General features: G+C 65.7%; 18 protein-coding genes. 16 read left to right on the top strand and 2 right to left on the bottom strand.

Annotation, left to right across the window (positions count from 1 at the left end):
• The 14 genes from JYA52_RS11955 (at nucleotide 1) to JYA52_RS11890 (ending at nucleotide 14,858) form a co-directional block, all read left to right on the top strand.
• Nucleotides 1-702 carry a hypothetical protein gene (locus JYA52_RS11955; protein ID WP_205653448.1) on the top strand — a complete coding sequence of 234 codons (702 nt, stop codon included), beginning with the start codon at nucleotides 1-3 and terminating at the stop codon, nucleotides 700-702.
• 223 nt (nucleotides 703-925) lie between these two features.
• Nucleotides 926-2,095: an ADP-forming succinate--CoA ligase subunit beta gene (sucC, locus tag JYA52_RS11950; RefSeq protein ID WP_205653399.1), complete on the top strand. Its 1,170-nt coding sequence runs from the start codon at nucleotides 926-928 to the stop codon at nucleotides 2,093-2,095.
• A 30-nt stretch (nucleotides 2,096-2,125) separates the two neighbouring features.
• On the top strand, nucleotides 2,126-3,028 hold the full coding sequence (gene sucD / locus JYA52_RS11945; protein ID WP_205653398.1) for a succinate--CoA ligase subunit alpha: 903 nt from the start codon (nucleotides 2,126-2,128) through the stop codon (nucleotides 3,026-3,028).
• A gap of 280 nt (nucleotides 3,029-3,308) precedes the next feature.
• Nucleotides 3,309-3,632, top strand: a complete 324-nt coding sequence (locus JYA52_RS11940) for an ArsR/SmtB family transcription factor (RefSeq protein WP_205653447.1) — start codon at nucleotides 3,309-3,311, stop codon at nucleotides 3,630-3,632.
• Nucleotides 3,629-4,102, top strand: a complete 474-nt coding sequence (locus JYA52_RS11935) for an SRPBCC family protein (RefSeq protein ID WP_205653397.1) — start codon at nucleotides 3,629-3,631, stop codon at nucleotides 4,100-4,102. Before JYA52_RS11940 ends, JYA52_RS11935 begins: the two co-directional genes overlap by 4 nt.
• Nucleotides 4,103-4,269: 167 nt before the next feature.
• Entirely contained in the window at nucleotides 4,270-4,674 is a 405-nt protein-coding gene (locus JYA52_RS11930; protein ID WP_205653396.1) for a tautomerase family protein, read from the top strand.
• Between the two features lie 230 nt (nucleotides 4,675-4,904).
• Nucleotides 4,905-5,945: a 5-dehydro-2-deoxygluconokinase gene (iolC, locus tag JYA52_RS11925; RefSeq protein WP_205653395.1), complete on the top strand. Its 1,041-nt coding sequence runs from the start codon at nucleotides 4,905-4,907 to the stop codon at nucleotides 5,943-5,945.
• Complete coding sequence (locus JYA52_RS11920) at nucleotides 5,942-6,877, top strand: Cgl0159 family (beta/alpha)8-fold protein (protein WP_205653394.1); 936 nt, start codon at nucleotides 5,942-5,944, stop codon at nucleotides 6,875-6,877. Before iolC ends, JYA52_RS11920 begins: the two co-directional genes overlap by 4 nt.
• Before the next feature lie 45 nt (nucleotides 6,878-6,922).
• Entirely contained in the window at nucleotides 6,923-8,851 is a 1,929-nt protein-coding gene (gene iolD / locus JYA52_RS11915; protein WP_205653393.1) for a 3D-(3,5/4)-trihydroxycyclohexane-1,2-dione acylhydrolase (decyclizing), read from the top strand.
• A gap of 43 nt (nucleotides 8,852-8,894) precedes the next feature.
• Nucleotides 8,895-10,406 carry a CoA-acylating methylmalonate-semialdehyde dehydrogenase gene (locus tag JYA52_RS11910; RefSeq protein WP_205653392.1) on the top strand — a complete coding sequence of 504 codons (1,512 nt, stop codon included), beginning with the start codon at nucleotides 8,895-8,897 and terminating at the stop codon, nucleotides 10,404-10,406.
• Between the two features lie 91 nt (nucleotides 10,407-10,497).
• Nucleotides 10,498-11,409 carry a sugar phosphate isomerase/epimerase family protein gene (locus tag JYA52_RS11905; RefSeq protein ID WP_205653391.1) on the top strand — a complete coding sequence of 304 codons (912 nt, stop codon included), beginning with the start codon at nucleotides 10,498-10,500 and terminating at the stop codon, nucleotides 11,407-11,409.
• Nucleotides 11,410-11,444: 35 nt separating this feature from the next.
• A complete protein-coding gene (locus tag JYA52_RS11900) occupies nucleotides 11,445-12,458 on the top strand; it encodes a Gfo/Idh/MocA family protein (protein ID WP_205653390.1) in 1,014 nt (337 codons plus the stop codon).
• A gap of 88 nt (nucleotides 12,459-12,546) precedes the next feature.
• Nucleotides 12,547-13,422: a sugar phosphate isomerase/epimerase family protein gene (locus tag JYA52_RS11895; protein ID WP_205653389.1), complete on the top strand. Its 876-nt coding sequence runs from the start codon at nucleotides 12,547-12,549 to the stop codon at nucleotides 13,420-13,422.
• Nucleotides 13,419-14,858, top strand: coding sequence for a sugar porter family MFS transporter (locus tag JYA52_RS11890; protein ID WP_205653388.1), 1,440 nt, complete (start codon nucleotides 13,419-13,421; stop codon nucleotides 14,856-14,858). Before JYA52_RS11895 ends, JYA52_RS11890 begins: the two co-directional genes overlap by 4 nt.
• Nucleotides 14,859-14,964: 106 nt before the next feature.
• Here JYA52_RS11890 and JYA52_RS11885 read toward each other — a convergent pair whose 3' ends face one another.
• Nucleotides 14,965-15,414: a MarR family winged helix-turn-helix transcriptional regulator gene (locus JYA52_RS11885; protein WP_205653387.1), complete on the bottom strand. Its 450-nt coding sequence runs from the start codon at nucleotides 15,412-15,414 to the stop codon at nucleotides 14,965-14,967.
• Between the two features lie 157 nt (nucleotides 15,415-15,571).
• Between JYA52_RS11885 and JYA52_RS11880 the strand changes: the two genes are divergently transcribed.
• Nucleotides 15,572-16,837 carry an MFS transporter gene (locus JYA52_RS11880; protein ID WP_240460248.1) on the top strand — a complete coding sequence of 422 codons (1,266 nt, stop codon included), beginning with the start codon at nucleotides 15,572-15,574 and terminating at the stop codon, nucleotides 16,835-16,837.
• Nucleotides 16,838-16,869: 32 nt separating this feature from the next.
• Complete coding sequence (locus JYA52_RS11875) at nucleotides 16,870-17,712, top strand: aldo/keto reductase (RefSeq protein WP_205653386.1); 843 nt, start codon at nucleotides 16,870-16,872, stop codon at nucleotides 17,710-17,712.
• Here JYA52_RS11875 and iolB read toward each other — a convergent pair.
• A complete protein-coding gene (gene iolB / locus JYA52_RS11870; RefSeq protein WP_205653385.1) occupies nucleotides 17,709-18,611 on the bottom strand; it encodes a 5-deoxy-glucuronate isomerase in 903 nt (300 codons plus the stop codon). The genes JYA52_RS11875 and iolB overlap by 4 nt on opposite strands.
• Nucleotides 18,612-18,665: the final 54 nt, after the last annotated feature.

Genomic DNA, 18,665 nt, shown 5'->3' with positions numbered 1-18,665 from the left:
GTGCGCAGGCCGCTGGCGACTGCCGCGGTTGCGGTCCTCGCCGTGCTGTCCGGCACGGGCTGTTCCGTCACCGTGCCGGATCCGGGGTACACCCCGCCGCCGCCGTTGCCGGCCCTCGAACAGCTCCGGCGGGCGCCGCTGACCGACGCCGCCGCGTTCAGGACCGCCGACGACGTGCTCGCCTTTGTCACGGCGGACCGGAACATCGTGTGCGCCCTGACGTCCGCCCGCGGCCCGCACCTGAACCTGCCCTACGAATCGAACAACTTCGGTGATTCAGCCAACAGGAAACTGGACACAGTTCCCGTGGCGCACTGCGAGTTGGCGGTGTACCCCGAGCCACAGGCTGGAGACGTCAGGGACAACTGCGGCGGAACGGGCCTGGGCTATCTCGGGGGAGCCGCCCTGCTCACGCCGGGCCGGGCCACCTACGGGGAGTGCCGGTCCGGTGTCACCGCGATGGAATCCGCATTTGGGCCCCAGGGGACCAGGGACGGCGTGATCGCCTCGCTGCCCGTCCTCCCCGAGGATGGAAACCTCGAACGCAACGGCCTGAGGTGTTCGGCGTACGACTCCGGCGTGGCCTGCGGCAACGTCACGGGCGGTGTTGCGTTCATCGTCAGCCGCGATCATTACGAAGTCATCTCCGGCGGGGGCAAAAAGCCCTCCACCTCACCGCCGGAGGCCCCAAAAACCCCGTAATCATGCGGTTTTTCTACGCTCTATAGAATAGTGTCCTTACTCACATAACAGGTAGTCTGGAAAGGGCTTGTCCCCATTAAGGACTAGAGTTCCCAGAGGAGCATTGCGCTGCGTGGCTCGTCTCCGGACCTGCCGCAGGGCGCGTTTATTCCGCAGTCCGGTCCACATCTGTGGTGTTTTCCGGCTGTACAGAAACTACTTCGACGTAGAAGGACACTAAACCGTGGACCTGTTTGAATATCAGGCGCGCGATATGTTCGAGGCGCACGGTGTACCCGTGCTTGCTGGCATCGTGGCGCATACCCCTGAAGAAGCAAAGGCAGCTGCCGAGAAGATCGGCGGCGTAACTGTCGTCAAGGCGCAGGTTAAGGTCGGTGGCCGCGGCAAGGCCGGCGGCGTCAAGGTTGCCAAGTCCGCCGATGAGGCGCTTGAGCACTCCACCAACATCCTGGGCATGGACATCAAGGGCCACACTGTTAACAAAGTGATGATCGCCCAGGGTGCGGACATCGCCGAGGAATACTACTTCTCCGTCCTGCTGGACCGGGCCAACCGCAACTACCTGGCCATGTGCTCGGTTGAGGGTGGCATGGAAATCGAGCAGCTCGCCGTCGAACGCCCCGAGGCGCTGGCCAAGGTTGCCATCGACCCCGCCGTGGGCATCGACCAGGCCAAGGCCGACGAAATCGTCGCCGAGGCCGGTTTCGCTGAGGAACTGCGCGGCAAAGTCGCCGCCGTCATCCTCAAGCTCTGGGACGTCTTCAAGAAGGAAGACGCCACCCTCGTGGAGGTCAACCCGCTGGTCAAGACCGGCGCCGGTGACATCGTTGCCCTCGACGGCAAGGTGACCCTGGACGAGAACGCTGACTTCCGCCACGCCAAGCACGCGCTCCTGGAGGACAAGGACGCTGCCGATCCGCTCGAGGCCAAGGCCAAGGCGCAGGACCTGAACTACGTCAAGCTTGACGGTGAGGTTGGCATCATCGGTAACGGTGCAGGCCTCGTGATGTCCACTCTGGACGTCGTCGCCTACGCCGGCGAGAACCACGGAAACGTCAAGCCCGCCAACTTCCTGGACATCGGCGGTGGAGCTTCCGCCGAGGTCATGGCTGCGGGCCTCGACGTCATCCTGGGCGATGAGCAGGTCAAGTCTGTGTTCGTGAACGTCTTCGGCGGCATCACCGCCTGTGACGCTGTTGCCAAGGGCATCGTGGGCGCACTGGCCGAGCTCGGTCACTCCGCCAACAAGCCCCTGGTTGTCCGTCTCGACGGCAACAACGTGGAAGAAGGCCGCCGCATCCTGGCCGAGGCCAACCACCCGCTGGTTACCCTGGCCGCCACCATGGACGAGGGCGCCGACAAGGCCGCCGAGCTCGCCAACGCAGCCCGCTGATCGAGCCTGTCGAGATCTAGGAAAGAAAACATGTCTATTTATCTGAACAAGGACTCCAAGGTCATCGTCCAGGGCATCACGGGCGGCGAAGGCACCAAGCACACCGCCCTCATGCTCAAGGCCGGCACCAACATCGTGGGCGGCGTCAACGCCCGCAAGGCCGGCACCACCGTCCTGCACGGCGACAACGAAATCACCGTCTTCGGCACCGTCAAGGAAGCCATCGCTGAGACCGGCGCCGACGTCTCCATCGTCTTCGTTCCGCCGGCCTTCACCAAGAACGCCGTTGTTGAAGCCATCGAGGCGGGCATCGGCCTGGTCGTTGTCATCACCGAAGGCGTTCCGGTCCAGGACTCGGCCGAGTTCTGGGCACTGGCCCAGTCCAAGCTGGACGCCGACGGCAACCAGGTCACCCGCATCATCGGACCGAACTGCCCCGGCATCATCACCCCGGGTGAAGCCCTGGTTGGCATCACCCCGGCGAACATCACCGGCAAGGGCCCCATCGGCCTGGTATCCAAGTCCGGCACGCTGACCTACCAGATGATGTACGAACTGCGCGACCTTGGCTTCTCCACCGCCATCGGCATCGGCGGCGACCCCATCATCGGTACCACGCACATCGACGCGCTGGCCGCTTTCGAGGCTGACCCGGAGACCAAGGCGATCGTCATGATCGGCGAAATCGGCGGCGACGCCGAAGAGCGCGCTGCGGACTTCATCAAGGCCAACGTCACCAAGCCGGTTGTCGGCTACGTAGCAGGCTTCACCGCGCCGGAGGGCAAGACCATGGGCCACGCAGGCGCCATCGTCTCCGGCTCCGCCGGCACCGCCCAGGCCAAGAAGGAAGCCCTCGAGGCCGCCGGCGTCAAGGTCGGCAAGACGCCGTCCGAGACCGCCACGCTGCTGCGCGAGGTTTACGCAGCTCTGTAGTTCCACAGGGACATCAGCTCCCTGAAAGCGACGCGGGGTCACCCCCGGCCAATCCATCTGCTGGATTGCCTCAAGGTGGCCCCGCGTTTCTTTGTTTAACCCCTTGTCCCGGAGAGCGGCAAGGTCTACGCTGATTAACAACCGAAGGGTTGATAAACCAATAGGTTGATTAGTTAGGTTGATTAGCTAGGTTGATTAGCTAGGTTGATTAATAAGCACCAGTTAGAAGGCAGTGGCAGTGGACACGACGGACGACGACGACCTTCTCGACTTGGCCTTCATGGCCCTGTCCGATCCCGTCCGGCGCCGCCTCATCTCCCGGCTGAGCCGGGGCCCTGCCACCGTCAACGAACTGGCCGAACCCTTCGAGATCTCCAAGCAGGCGGTTTCGAAGCACATCCAGGTCCTCGAGCAGGCGCAGCTGGTCACCCGCAGCCGCGATGCCCAGCGCCGGCCCGTCCACCTGAACCCCGCACGGCTCGAAGCGCTCACCGCGTGGATCGACCAGTACCGGCTGGTCCGCGAGGCGCAGTTCCGCGGCCTTGATGCCGTGCTCCACTCCAACGCCGCCCACGGCGGCAGTAGTCAAAAGGACAGAAAATGAGCAATGCGCTTAAACTCACCGTTCCTGACGGCGTCCCCTTCATCGATTGGGAGCGGGAGTTCGATTACCCCGTCGCAGATGTCTTCCGGGCGCACAGGGAGCCTGAACTCATCACGCAATGGCTTGGACCGCGCGGCACCAACGTGGAAATCGACCATTACGACTTCCGCTCCGGCGGCAGCTACCTCTACAACCACACCGGCCCGGACGGCGCAAAGTATGCCTTCAGCGGCATCTTCCACACCGTCCGCGAGAACGAGTTCGCCATCCAGACCTTCGAGTTCAGCGGCTATCCGGACGTCGTCAGCATCGAGTTCATGAATTTCGAGAATCTCGGCGACGGCCGTTGCCGGTTGCGGGGACACTCCGTTTACCCGACGCAGGAGGCCCGGGATGGCATGGCCCAATCCGGAATGGAAAGCGGCATGACCGACGGCTACGAGCGGCTGGAGGAACTGCTCGCCAGGTAAGCGGGCCTCAGGGCTTCCTGCAGTATCAGATCCGGCAGGCATGAGACGCACGACGCCGGGCGGTCACCTTTTCGCAAAAAGGTCACCGCCCGGCGTCGTGCGTTTTTGCTTGTGCCCCGCCAAGCTATTTTGATAGTATGTCAGGACAAACTAACAAAGGAGCACCAGTGCCACTCGTGCGCATCGACGTCAATGAAGGCCGGAGCCCCCGGGAGCTGCAGCAGCTGAGCAGGGGCATCCACGACGCCATCCTGGCTGAATATGGCATACCGGAACGTGACTACTTCCACATCGTCACCGAGCACCCGGGGGGACAGATCTTCGCGCAGGACGCCGGGCTTGGCTTTGAGCGCACCCCGGAGGTGGTGATGATCCAGATCTTCACCCAGGGCGGACGCAGCCAGGAGGCCAAGCAGTCCCTCTTCGCTGCCGTTGCCGACAAGCTGGGGGAGCTGGGGGTCGCTGGCGAGAATGTGTTCATCGGATACGTGGAAAACACCGCGGGGGACTGGTCCTTCGGATTCGGCCGCGCCCAGTACGTCACCGGGGAGCTGGCCGTCCCCAAGAAGTAGCTGCAGGAAGCCTGGTCCCGGCGATGGCGGCAGGGTGTTTTGGAGCGCTTCCGCTAGTAGGGCCAGCCGGTAAATGCAAGTTGTAAATATGTCAGTACAAACCTTTGACAGGACATTCATTCTAGGGCAAAGTAGGGGTGTGGCCCCGCTCACGGGGGTCGGCAAACACCGGAGCCCAGGCTGTCCAGCTGCTTAGGTACAGAGTTCAAACAGAAAGGTCCGCGATTACCGTGACCCACGAACTGCTCACGATCGGGCGCATCAGCGTTGATATCTACCCGAACGACATTGGGGTGGACCTGGAGGACGTGACGTCCTTCGGCAAGTACCTCGGTGGCTCCCCGTCCAATGTGGCTGTTGCCGCGGCCCGCCACGGCCGCCGCACCGCAGTGATCACCCGGACCGGCGACGACGCCTTCGGAAACTACCTGCACCGTGAACTGCGGAAGTTCAACGTGGACGACTCCTTTGTCAGCCCCGTGAAGGAATGGCCCACGGCGGTGACCTTCTGCGCGATCAAGCCGCCGGAGGACTTTCCGCTCTACTTCTACGGGCGCGTTCCCACGGCACCGGACCTGCAGATCAAGGCCAGCGAACTGGACCTGGACGCCATCAAAAACGCGCGAATCTTCTGGTCCACCGTGACGGGCCTGTGCCAGGAACCCAGCCGAGAAGCCCACATCAAGGCCCATGAGGCCAGGCCCCGTGCCGAGCTGAAGGACGGCCAGTACACCATCCTGGACCTGGACTACCGCCCCATGTTCTGGGACTCGGAAGAAGAGGCCTGTGCCCAGGTAGCCCGGATCCTGCCCCATGTCACCGTGGCGATAGGCAACGACAAGGAGTGCGCCGTTGCCGTCGGCGAGGGCACCCCGGACGAGCAGGCGGACCGCCTCCTGGCGGCCGGCGTCGAGATCGCCGTCGTCAAGCTTGGCCCCGAAGGTGTGATGGCGAAGACCCGCACCGAACGCGTGGTCTCCGCCCCCGTTCCCGTGGAGACAGTCAACGGCCTCGGCGCCGGCGACTCCTTCGGTGGGGCCTTCTGCCACGGGCTGCTCTCGGGCTGGCCGCTGGCGCAGGTCCTTGACTATGCCAACGCCGCCGGCGCGATCGTCGCCTCCCGCCTGTCCTGTGCCGATGCCATGCCGACGCCGGACGAGGTCATCTCGCTGCTGGCCGAGCGCGGACGACTTGCCCCGGATGCTGTTCCCGGTGCTGCTGTTCCCGGCCGGGATGCCAGCCAACTCACCCCCGAAGGAGCGGCCCTGTGAGCCTCACCCCTGGTACCGCCACCCTCGCGGTGGATGACGATCCCCGCCGCTACGCGCATCTGAGCACCATCCGCCTTGAGGACCCGGAGGCCGTTGCCCGCGCCGCCAAGGCACGCCGCCGCCATCCCGGCCCCAAGTCAGGCAGGCAGAACTTCATCGTCGCTGCCGACCACCCGGCCCGCGGGGCCCTCGCGGTGGGCAGCGATCCGGTGGCCATGGCGGACCGCCGGCAGCTGCTGGACCGGCTGCGGATCGCGCTGGCCAACCCGGCCGTGGACGGCGTGCTCGCCTCCCCGGACATCATGGATGACCTGCTGCTGCTCGGTGCGCTGGAGGGCAAGCTGCTCTTCGGGTCGATGAACCGCGGCGGCCTCACCGGCCTGGTCAATGAATTCGATGACCGCTTCACCGGCCACACCGCTGCCGCCCTGGAAGCCCTCGGCGCTGACGGCGGCAAGATGCTCACCCGGATCTGCCTTGGTGACCCGGACACCGTCTCGATGCTCGAGGCGACGGCCAAGGCCATCGATTCCCTCGCCGAGCGAAAGCTGATCGCCATGGTGGAGCCTTTCTTGTCGGTCCGCGAAAACGGCAGGGTCCGCAACGACCTCTCCACGGATGCCGTGATCAAGTCGATCGCCATCGCCGAAGGACTGGGCTCCACGAGCGCCTACACCTGGATGAAGCTGCCGGTGGTGGCCGAGATGGAGCGCGTCATGGCCGCGACCACCATGCCCACGGTTCTGCTGGGCGGGGACCCCGAGGGGACGCAGGACGAAGTCTTCGCCACCTGGGAAGCCGCCCTCTCGCTCCCCGGCGTGCAGGGACTCACTGTCGGACGGACCCTGCTCTACCCGCAGGACGGCGATGTCGCCGGCGCTGTCGCCGCGGCTGCCTCCCTCCTCAACCACACCACAGAAGCATCGGAGTAATTTCCCATGGGGATCAGAACTGGAACGGGAACCGGAACACGGCGAATGACCGTGGCCCAGGCCGTCGTCGAATATCTTTCCAAGCAGTACACGGTTGACCGGATCGGCACCGAGGACTACCGGGAACGGTTGATTCCGGGCACGTTCGGCATCTTCGGGCACGGCAACGTTGCCGGCGTCGGGCAGGCCCTCAAGCAGTACCAGGCCGCCGACCCGACGATCATGCCGTACTACCAGGGCCGCAACGAACAGGCACAGGCGCACCAGGCCGTGGGCTACGCACGCCACACCCGGCGCCGCCAGACCTTCGCGATCAGCACCTCGATCGGTCCCGGTTCGTCCAACCTGCTTACGGGCGCCGCGCTGGCCACCACCAACCGCCTTCCGGTGCTGCTGCTCCCCAGCGACACGTTCGCCACCCGCGCCGCGGACCCGGTCCTGCAGCAGCTCGAGCAGCCTTACGCCTACGACATCACCGTCAACGACGCCTTTCGGCCGCTGTCGAAGTTTTTCGACCGCGTCACCCGGCCCGAGCAGCTGTTCTCCGCGTTCCACCACGGGCTGCGTGTCCTGACGGACCCGGCCGAAACCGGCGCCGTAACCATTTCGCTGCCGCAGGACGTCCAGGCCGAGGCTTTCGACGTGCCCGAGGAGTTCCTCGCCGAACGCGAGTGGCGCATCCGCCGCCCCGACGCGGACGACGAGGACATCCGCCGCGCCGCCGAGGCGATCCGTGCCGCCAAGCGCCCGCTCATCATCGCCGGCGGCGGCGTCCTCTACGCCTACGCCAACGATGAACTCGCCAAGTTCGTCGAGTTGACCGGCATCCCGGTGGGCAACACCCAGGCCGGCGTCGGCGTGCTGCCGTGGGACTCCAGATTCTCCCTGGGCGCGATCGGCTCCACCGGCACGACGGCGGCCAACGCCATCGCGGCCGAGGCGGACCTGATCATCGGCATCGGCACCCGCTACGAGGACTTCACCACCGCGTCGCGGACCGCGTTCCAGAACCCGGACGTGAAGTTCATCAACATCAACGTCGCAGCCATCGACGCGTACAAGCACGGCACCACGCTGCCGATCGTGGCGGACGCCCGGAAGGCGCTGGTCAAGCTGAACCAGGCCCTCGGCGGCTACCGCGTGGGCGGGGACCTGGAACAGCAGGTCGCGGCCGAGAAGCAGCGCTGGGACACCACAGTTGATGAGGCCTTCGACACCCGGCACACGCCGCTGCCGGCGCAGAACGAGATCATCGGTGCCACGAGCCGTGCCATGGATGCCCAGGACGTCGTGATCTGCGCCGCAGGCTCGCTGCCCGGTGACCTGCACAAGATGTGGCGGGTGCGCGACCCGTTCGGCTACCACGTGGAATATGCCTACTCCTGCATGGGCTACGAAATCCCCGGCGGCCTGGGCGTCAAGCGCGCAGCGCTGGCGGAAGCCGCCGTGGGCGGGGCGCAGCGCGACGTCGTCGTGATGGTGGGGGACGGCTCCTACCTGATGATGCACACCGAGCTGGTCACCGCCGTCGCCGAACGGATCAAACTGATCGTGGTCCTGATCCAGAACCACGGCTACGCCTCCATCGGCTCGCTCTCCGAGATGCTGGGTTCGCAGCGTTTCGGCACCCAGTACCGGGCGCTGAACGAGGAGCAGCACAGCTTCGACGAAGGCGACACCCTCCCGGTGGACCTGGCCCTGAACGCCGAAAGCCTCGGCGTGAAGGTCATCCGGATCGAACCGGGGGAGAAGGTCATCGCCGAACTCGAGCAGGCCATCCGCGACGCCAAAGCCGCCCCCGAACGCAGCGGACCCATCCTGATCCACGTCGAGTCCGACCCGCTGCTGGACGCCCCCAGCTCCGAATCCTGGTGGGACGTCCCCGTCTCGCAGGTCTCGGACCTCGACTCCACCCAGCAGGCCTACCAGACCTACACCGACCACAAGAGCCGCCAGCGCAAGCTGCTCGGCTAGCCCCAGGCCTCTCCCTCAAGCCCCAGACAAGGAAGTCATCTCTATGTCAACGACGACCGTCACCACCACCATCAACCACTTCATCAACGGCGCTGAGACCGCCGGTGAAGGCGACCGGACCCAGCCGGTCTACAACCCGGCCACCGGCGCCGTGAGCGGCGAGCTGCGGCTGGCAAACCGTGCCGACCTGGACGCCACGGTCGCCGCGGCCCGTGCCGCGGCGGACAGCTGGGGGGACATCTCCCTGGCCAAGCGCACCGCGGTGCTGTTCAAGTTCCGCGAGCTTGTCGCCTCCCACATTGACGAACTGGCCGCGCTGATCACGGCCGAGCACGGCAAGGTGCTCTCGGACGCGAAGGGTGAGATCGGCCGCGGCCTGGAGGTCATCGAGTTCGCTTGCGGCATCCCGCAGCTGCTCAAGGGCGATTACTCGGACCAGGTCTCGACGGGCATCGACGTCTTCTCCTTCCGCGAGCCGCTCGGCGTCGTCGCGGGCATCACGCCGTTCAACTTCCCGGTCATGGTGCCGCTGTGGATGGCGCCGATGGCGATTGCGACCGGCAACGCCTTCATCCTCAAGCCCTCCGAGCGTGACCCCTCCGCCTCGATGCTGCTGGCGAGGCTGTGGAAGCAGGCCGGCCTGCCCGACGGCGTGTTCCAGGTGCTGCACGGGGACAAGGAGACCGTGGACGGGCTGCTGACCCACCCGGACGTGGACGGCATCTCCTTCGTCGGCTCCACCCCGATCGCCCAGTACGTCCACGAGACCGCCACCAAGCACGGCAAGCGCGTCCAGGCCCTGGGCGGGGCGAAGAACCACGCCATCGTGATGCCCGATGCCGACCTCGACAACGCCGCGGACCACCTCGCCGCCGCCGCGTTCGGCTCCGCCGGCGAACGCTGCATGGCCATCTCCGTGGCCGTCGCCGTCGGCGACGCCGCAGAACTGCTGGTGAAGAAGGTCGAAGAGCGCGCCCTGGCCGTCAAGGTCGACAACGGCACCTCAGCCGGGGCCGAAATGGGCCCGGTCATCACCCCGGCCTCCAAGGAACGCATCGTCCGGATCGTCACCGAAGCCGAAGCCGCCGGCGCCGCGATGGTGGTGGACGGCCGCGACCTCGTGGTCCCCGGCCACGAAGAAGGCTTCTGGGTGGGCCCCACCGTCCTGGACCACGTCCAGACCGAAATGACCGCCTACACCGAGGAAATCTTCGGACCGGTCCTCGTGGTGGTCCGCGTCGATGACCTGGAGGCCGGCATCAAGCTGATCAACTCCAACCCCTACGGCAACGGCACCGCCATCTTCACCTCCTCCGGCGCCCACGCCCGCAAGTTCCAGCGCTCCGTGACGGTCGGCATGGTCGGCATCAACGTGCCCCTGCCCGTCCCGGTGGCCTACCACTCCTTCGGCGGCTGGAAGGCCTCCCTCTTCGGCGACAAGCACATCTACGGCCCCGAAGGCGTCTCCTTCTACACCCGCGGCAAGGTCATCACCTCCCGCTGGCCCGAACCCACCCACGCCTCCGGCGCCTCCTACAACTTCCCGTCCAACTGAGGCCCCGACAAACCACGATCGATTGCTCCGTAAGTGCCGTTTTGACCGTCCAAAAGGGCTTTTGCGGAGCAATCGATGAGAAGGAATCGATATGACTGAGAACAAGCTGATCATCGGCACGGCACCGGATTCCTGGGGAGTCTGGTTCCCGGATGACCCCAAGCAGACCCCGTGGGAGCGGTTCCTCGACGAAGTGGCCGAGTCCGGCTACAAGTGGATCGAGCTAGGCCCGTACGGCTACCTGCCGAACGACCCCACGCGGCTGGCGGAGGAGCTCAAGCAGCGCGACCTGAAGGTCACCGCTGGAACGGTGTTCACCGCCTTCCACCGCGGTCTGGACCAGTGGGAGGCGGCCTGGGAACCGGCACGCAAGGTGGCCGAGCTCACGGCCGCCATGGGCGGCGAGCACATCGTCGTCATCCCGGCGATGTGGCGCGACGACGTCACCGGCGAGGCCGTGGAGAGCGGCCAACTCACCGAGAAGGCCTGGAGCGACCTCTTCGCCGGGCACAACCGCCTGGGCAAGACGCTGCTCGAAGACTTCGGGCTGAAGCAGCAGTTCCACTCGCATGCCGATTCCCACGTCGGGGCGCAGGAGGACATCGAGACCCTCCTGGGCGCCACGGATCCGAAGTACCTGAACCTGTGCCTGGACACGGGCCACGCCGAATACTGCGGAGCCTCCAGCCTCGAGCTGATCAAGAACTACCCGGACCGCATCGGCTACCTCCACCTGAAGCAGATCAACCCGGACATCCTCAAGAAGGTCAACGAGGAGAACATGACCTGGGCCGCGGCCAACCTGGCCGGCGTCATGACCGAGCCGCCGAACGGGCTGCCGGACCTGCGCGCCGTCATCGAAGCCGTGGAGGCCCTGAACCGGCCGATCTTTGGCATCGTGGAACAGGACATGTATCCGGTGGCGTTCGACGTTCCCATGCCGATCGCCAAGCGCACCCGCAACTACCTGCTGTCCTGCGGCTCCCGCACGGCCGTCAACTGACGGCGCCCAGGCACCCGAAACTTAAGGAAACCACAATGACTGAAACCCTTCGCGTCGCTGTCATCGGCGCCGGCCGCATGGGCGCGGACCATATCCAGCGACTCAACAAGCGCATCCACGGCGCGGAAGTCGCCGCCGTCGTCGACGTCGACCTCTCCCGTGCGCAGGCCGCCATCGAAGGCATCCCCGGCGCCGTCGCCCTGGCCGATGCCGAGGAGGCACTCAACAACGGAGACGTCAACGCCGTCCTGATCGCCACGCCCGGCTTCCTGCACGAGGACATCCTGCTCAAGGCCATCGCCAAGGACATCCCCATCCTCTGCGAGAAGCCGCTGACCCCGGACGCCGAATCCTCCTGGAAGGTCGTCCAGGCCGAGGAAAAGCTGGGCCGCAAGCGCATTCAGGTGGGCTTCATGCGCCGCTTCGACGCCGAATACGCCGCCCTGGGCTCCGTGATCCGCGACGGCGAGCTTGGCGAACTGCTGATGCTGCACCACCAGCACCGCAACCCCAGCACCCCGGCGGGCTTTACCAACGAGATGCTGATCAACGATTCGGTAGTGCACGAGTTTGATGCCATCCGCTTCTTCACCGGCGAGGAAATCACCAGCGTCCAGGTCCGCCTGGGCAAGGCCACCAAGAACGCCCCTGCCGGCCAGCACGATCCCCAGCACGTCCTGATCGAGACCGAATCCGGCGTTCTCGCCGACGTCGAAATCTATGTCAACGCCAAGTTCGGCTACGAGGTGGCCACGCAGGCCTCCTTCGAAGACGGCATCGTCAGCATCGGCGGAGACAGGGGTCCCTACACCCGCAGCGCCGGACGCTGGGGCGGCCAGGTCACCCCCGGCTTCGAAGAGCGCTTCGGCGCCGCGTACGACGTCGAAATCCAGTCCTGGGTGGACGCCGCCCTCCGCGGTGAAATCGGCGGCCCCACGGCATGGGACGGCTACGCCACCGCAGCATGCTGCGAAGCCGGCGTCGAAGCACAGAAGAACGGCGAAAAGGTCGCCGTGAAGCTGAACGCCAAGCCTGCCCTCTACAACTAGGAAAACGGAAGGGGCCGGCCCGGCCGGCCCCTTCCGTTCGTTCCCGGTCCGACGCACAACCTGACTCATCCACAATGGAGTGTTCCACGTGAAAATCGCACTTGACCCCACGCCGTTCCACCACTCGCACAGCCTGCTCGAATTCCCTCGGGTGGTGGCGGACCTTGGCTACAAGTACATGCAGATGACCCCGCACGCCGACTTCATCCCCTTCTACAACCACCCCAAGGCCGACGACGAGCTCGTGGGCCAGCTGAAGAAGGCCAGCAAGGACGCCGGCATCGAAATCGCCTCGGTCCTCCCCGTGCTCCGCTGGTCCGGGCCGGACGAAGACGCCCGCGAAGCCGCCGTCCGCTACTGGAAGCGCGCCATCCAGATCACCGTGGACCTGGGCGTCGGCACCATGAACACCGAATTCAGCGGCCGGCCTGAGAAAGCCGAAGAATCCGAGCGTGCCTTCTACCGCTCCATGGAAGAGCTGCTGCCCATCATCGAACGCGAGGGCATCGACCTGCTGATCGATCCGCACCCCGACGACTTCGTGGAGGAAGGCCTGGCCGCCATCCGGGTCATCCGCGGCCTCAACTCCAAGAACGTGGGCCTGGTCTACGTGGCCTCGCACAGCTTCCACATGAAGGACGCGCCGCTGGACATCATGCGCGCGGCGGGCGACAAGCTGCGCCTGGTCCACGTCGCCGACACCATGGACCACCACGCCTCGCACGGCCTGCGCTACATCACCAACCCGCCCGGAAACCCGGTCCGTGTTCACCAGCACCTGAAAATCGGCGACGGCGACGTCAACTGGGACGAATTCTTCGGCGGCCTGAAGGAAATCGGCTTCCTGGACCGCGACGATACCGTGATGGTCTCCAGCGTCTTCGCCGAAGACGACAACGCGGAGGATGTGTCGCGGTACCAGCTGGACACCATGAAGCAGTATGTCCAGAAGGTCAACGCATGACGTCGTCCCTCCACACGGAGAAGGCAACACAGAAACCGGTCAACCATAAACGGGCGCTGCGGACCGTCACCATCATCTCCACGTTCGGCGGCCTGCTCTTTGGCTACGACACCGGCGTCATCAACGGTGCCCTGCCCTATATGCAGGATGACCTCGGCCTCACCCCCTTAACCGAGGGCCTGGTAACGTCCTCGCTCCTCTTCGGCGCCGCGTTCGGTGCCCTGTTCGGCGGACGCCTCGCCGACCGCAACGGCCGCCGCAAGATGATCATGGTCCTGGCCGTCATCTTCCTTGCCGGCACGCTCGCCTGCACTCTTGCGCCGAGTACTGAAGTGATGATCGCGGCACGCTTCCTGCTGGGCCTGGCCGTGGGCGGGGCATCCGTGACCGTTCCCGTGTACCTCGCCGAGGTTTCACCCAGCGCACGCCGCGGCAGGATCGTCACCCAGAACGAGCTCATGATCGTGACCGGGCAGCTGCTGGCGTTCATTTTCAATGCATACCTCGGAAACACGTTCGGCGAAGCCGGAGGAATCTGGCGGTGGATGCTCGTGATCGCCACCCTCCCCGCAATCGCCCTGTGGATCGGGATGAACTTCATGCCCGAGAGCCCGCGCTGGCTGGCCTCCATGGGCAGCTTCGGCGAATCGCTCAGCGTTCTGCAGCGGATCCGGTCCCAGGCCGAAGCCCGGGAAGAATTCGAAGAGGTCAAAGCCATGGCCGTGGAGGACTACAAGTCCAAAATGGGCTCGTGGAAGGACCTTGGCGTTCCCTGGCTCCGGCGGATCTTCATGGTGGGGATCGGCCTTGCGGTCATCCAGCAGATCACCGGCGTGAACTCGATCATGTACTACGGCACCCAGATCCTGGCCCAGTCCGGCTTTGGCCGGGAGGCTGCGTTGACGGCCAACATCGCCAACGGCATCATTTCGGTGCTGGCAACCTTCGCAGGAATCTGGCTGCTGGGCAAGGTGGGCCGCCGCAAGATGCTCATCACCGGACAGGTCGGCACTACGACTGCCCTGCTGCTGATCGGCTTCTTCTCGCTGATCCTGCCTGAAGGAACAGGCCGCGGCTTCGTGATCCTGGCCCTGACCGTCACCTTCCTGGCGTTCCAGCAGGGCGCCATCTCACCCGTCACCTGGCTTATGCTGTCCGAAATCTTCCCGTTGAAGATCCGTGGCCTCGGAATGGGGGCATCGGCCTTCATCCTGTGGATGGTGAACTTCCTCGTGGGTTTTGGCTTCCCGCTGCTGCTGGCCGCGATGGGCCTCTCCAACACCTTCTTCGTGTTTGCCGTACTGGGCGTGGGCGCGATCGCTTTTGCCGCCAGGTACGTCCCGGAAACGAAGGACAAGACTCTGGAGGACGTGGAGCACTACTTCAAGAATGTGGCCGGCGCGAAAGCCGAACCGGTAGAGAGCCGCGCCGTCTAACCACCCGTTGCCCCGCACCATCTGTGCAGAAAAGCCCCTTTGACCGGTCAAAGGGGGTTTTTTGCGCCACCCTCCAGGGATTCCATTGCGGTGTGGGCCCCGTGGTTTAGGCGTGTGCGTGCAGCCGGGGGAGGGCGTCCACGAGCGGTGCCAGTTCCGGGATCTCCTGGGCTTCGGCCAGGGTGCGTTCCAACGCCGCGTCATGGACCGGCCTGGCGTCCTCCAAGAGCTTGACTCCGTTGGCTGTCAGCTCCGTGTAGATGCCGCGGCGGTCATCGGCGCACAGGATGCGCGTTAGCAGCGCGCGGTCCTCGAGCCTGTTCACCAGCCGCGTGGTGGCGCTGGCGCTGAGGGCGGTGGCGCGTGCCAGCTGCTGCATGCGCATGTGCCAGCCGTCCTGCCGGCTGAGGGCGTCCAGCACCGTGTATTCGACGACGGAGAGCTGCGCGTGGGACTGCAGTGAGCGTTCAAGCTCCGCTTCGATCAGGCCGTGCAGCGCGGCGAGGGTCCTCCAGCCCTGCGCGCGCACTTCCACGGCGTCATCCTTGATGCCCATCGTTCCTCCTTGTTCAGGTGCCCTGGGTGGGAAAGGGGCACCGCAAATAAATAGTTGCTTGCGCGGGATATTTGCTTGTGCAACAATAAATACCGCGTCTGCAACTATTAGCCTACGCGTCCCACCCCATTGCGTACAGTTCCCAAGGAGCACCTCCATGCCTATTGGCCTGATTGCCCTCGCCCTCGGCGGGTTCGGCATCGGACTCACCGAGTTCGTCATCATGGGCCTGCTGCCCGAAGTGGCTGCAGACTTCCGCGTCAGCGAGGCCTCGGCGGGCTGGCTCATCTCCGGCTACGCGCTCGCCGTCGTACTCGGCGCGCTGGGCCTGACCGCCGCTGTAACCCGGTTCGAGCGCAAGCCCGTACTCGCCGTCCTGCTCGTCCTGTTCATCGCCGGCAACCTCATCTCCGCCGCGGCCCCCGACTACTGGATCATGATGGCCGGCCGGGTCGTGGCCGCTCTCGCGCACGGCGCCTTCTTCGGCATCGGCGCCGTGGTGGCGGCCGACATGGTGGCACCCACCAAGAAAGCCGGCGCCATCGCCATCATGTTCACCGGACTCACGGCCGCCAACGTGCTGGGCGTTCCCTTCGGCACGATGCTGGGCCAAGCGGCGGGCTGGCGCTCCACCTTCTGGGCCATCACCGGAATCGGCGTGCTCGCCCTCGCAGGCATTCTTGCCCTCGTGCCGAAGACGGGACATGGCGGCACTTCCGCTGGCGGCCTTCGCAGCGAATTGCGCGCCTTCCGCTCAAGCCAGGTCTGGCTCTCCATCCTGGTGACCATCCTGGGCTACGGCGGCATGTTCGGAGCCTTCACGTACATCGCCTTCACCCTCACCGAGGTCTCCGGGTTCGCCGCCTCCACCGTCCCGTGGCTCCTGATCGTGTTCGGGGTGGGCCTCTTCATTGGCAACGCGCTGGGTGGCAGGGCTGCCGACCGCAACGTCGACCGCACGCTGCTGGTGGTCCTCTCGGTCCTTGTGGCGGTGCTCGTGGCGTTCGCCCTGACGGCGGGCAACCAGCTCCTGACCATTGCCTCTATGGTGCTCATGGGCGGCTTCGGCTTCGCCACGGTCCCAGGCCTGCAGATGCGGGTCATGAAATACGCCGACGGCGCCCCCACCCTCGCGTCCGGTGCAAACATCGGCGCGTTCAACGTGGGCAACGCCGTGGGTGCCTGGCTGGGTGGCGTCACCATCACCGCGGGCCTCGGCTACACCTCGCCCATTTGGGCTGGGGCCGGCATCGCCCTGCTGGGCCTCGGCGTGATGGCCTTCGCCGCAGCCAAGGCGCACGCCCCCACTAACGCTCCAACCCCCACCAACGCTCCCGCAGCTTCCGTCGGGTCTGCGACCAACGCTCCTGCAGATTCCGTCGGGTCTGCCCCCAACGCTCCCGCAGCTTCCGTCATCCGCTGAACCTGCTGAAGACCACAACAGAGAGAGCTTCCATGAACACCACCACTGCCCTGATTCCCAATGTCACGCTCAACAACGGCGTCCAGATGCCGCAAATCGGCTTCGGCGTCTTCCAGGTGCCCGACGACGAGACCGCCGCCGCGGTCAGCTCGGCTCTTGCGGCCGGTTACCGGAGCATCGATACCGCGGCCATCTACGGAAACGAGGCCGGCACCGGCCGGGCGCTGGCGGCCTCGGGCCTAGCCCGCGAGGAACTGTTCGTCACGTCCAAGGTGTGGGTGGCCGACCTCGGTTTCGACGCCACGCTTGCCGCCTACGAGTCGAGCCTGGAAAAGCTGGGCCTCGACTACCTGGACCTCTACCTCATCCATTGGCCGGCGCCTGCCACCGACGGCTACCTCGAATCCTGGCGCGCCCTGGAGCAGCTGCTGGCGGAGGGGCGCGTACGGTCCATCGGCGTCTCCAACTTCCTTCCGGAGCACCTGGCGAGAATTGTCGGACTGGGTGGAACCGTGCCGGCTGTCAACCAGGTGGAGCTGCATCCGGCGCTGCAGCAGCGCGACGTCGCCCGGGCCAACGCGGCCCACGGTATTGCCACGGAGGCCTGGAGTCCGCTGGCGCAGGGTTCCGTGCTGCAGGACCCCGCAGTCGCGCGGATTGCCGCGGACCACGGGGTTTCCCCCGCCCAGGTGATCCTGCGCTGGCACCTGCAGCAGGGCCGCATCATCATCCCCAAGTCGGTTACGCCGTCGCGGATCCGGGAGAACCTGGACGTCCTCCGCTTTGACCTGGCAGACGCCGAACTTGCGGCCATCGATGCCCTGGAGCGGGACGGGCGCACGGGGCCCCATCCCGCCAAATTCAACGGCAGCTAGGCGCCGAACGGCAGTCGCGGGTCCACGTCCTGGCCTTCCCAGCTCTGGCGGACCCAGCCGTGGTGGGGGTCGTCGCTGATGAGCCAGTCGCGGACGCGTCCGGGCCCGGCCATGACATTGAGGTAGTACATGTCGTAGCCGGGTGCGGCCATGGCGGGACCGTGCCAGCCATAGGGGACCAGGACCACGTCGCCGGTGCGGACCTCCGCCGCGACGTCGATGGGCCGCTCGTCGGAGGCATAGACCCGCTGATAGCCGATCGCGTCTACATCAGCGCCCGGGCCCGCGGTGCCGGGAATATCCGCCACCCGGGTTTCGAAGTAGTAGATCTCCTCAAGTCGCGTCTCGCCCTCCTTCTCCTCATCGTGCTTGTGGGGAGGATAGGAGGACCAGTTGCCTGCGGGCGTGATGACTTCGCACACGATGAAACGGTCTGCCTCCAGCGCCGCTGGGGTGCCGAAGTTGTGGACCTGGCGCGAGCAGTTCCCGGCGCCGCGCAGCTCCACCGGGGTTTCCGCCGCCGTGATCAGGCGTGTGGGGTACTGGACATTGGCGGGCGCCGTGGCCACCGCAACCCGGCCGCCGTCGGACGAACTGACCGTGACTGCCTTCTCCGTCCCGGAGTACAGCACATCAGTGGGGCCATGGAAGACGCTTGCGCGGCCGGCCAGCTGATACTTCTCACCGTCCACGGTCGCCGTGAAGGCCCCGCTTAGCGGAATCACGATGCGTTCCTCGCCCGCGGCGGGGAGTCCGACGACGGCGCCCGGGGCCAGCGTGGCCACCTTCAGTCCCGTGTGTGCCCACCCCTCGACGGTGACGGCGGAGTCCGCTGTTCCCAGCGAAACATCCCAGCAGCCTTCGGCTGCGCTGCCCAGCGGATATACCCAGTCGGCCATAAAGTGTTCTCTTTCGGATCGGATTTGGTCAGGGTCCAGTGCTGAAGCCGCTCC

This window comes from Arthrobacter pascens, assembly GCF_017052465.1.
GTDB classification, from domain to species: domain Bacteria; phylum Actinomycetota; class Actinomycetes; order Actinomycetales; family Micrococcaceae; genus Arthrobacter; species Arthrobacter pascens.
This window is presented reverse-complemented; position numbering and strand designations above follow the sequence as displayed.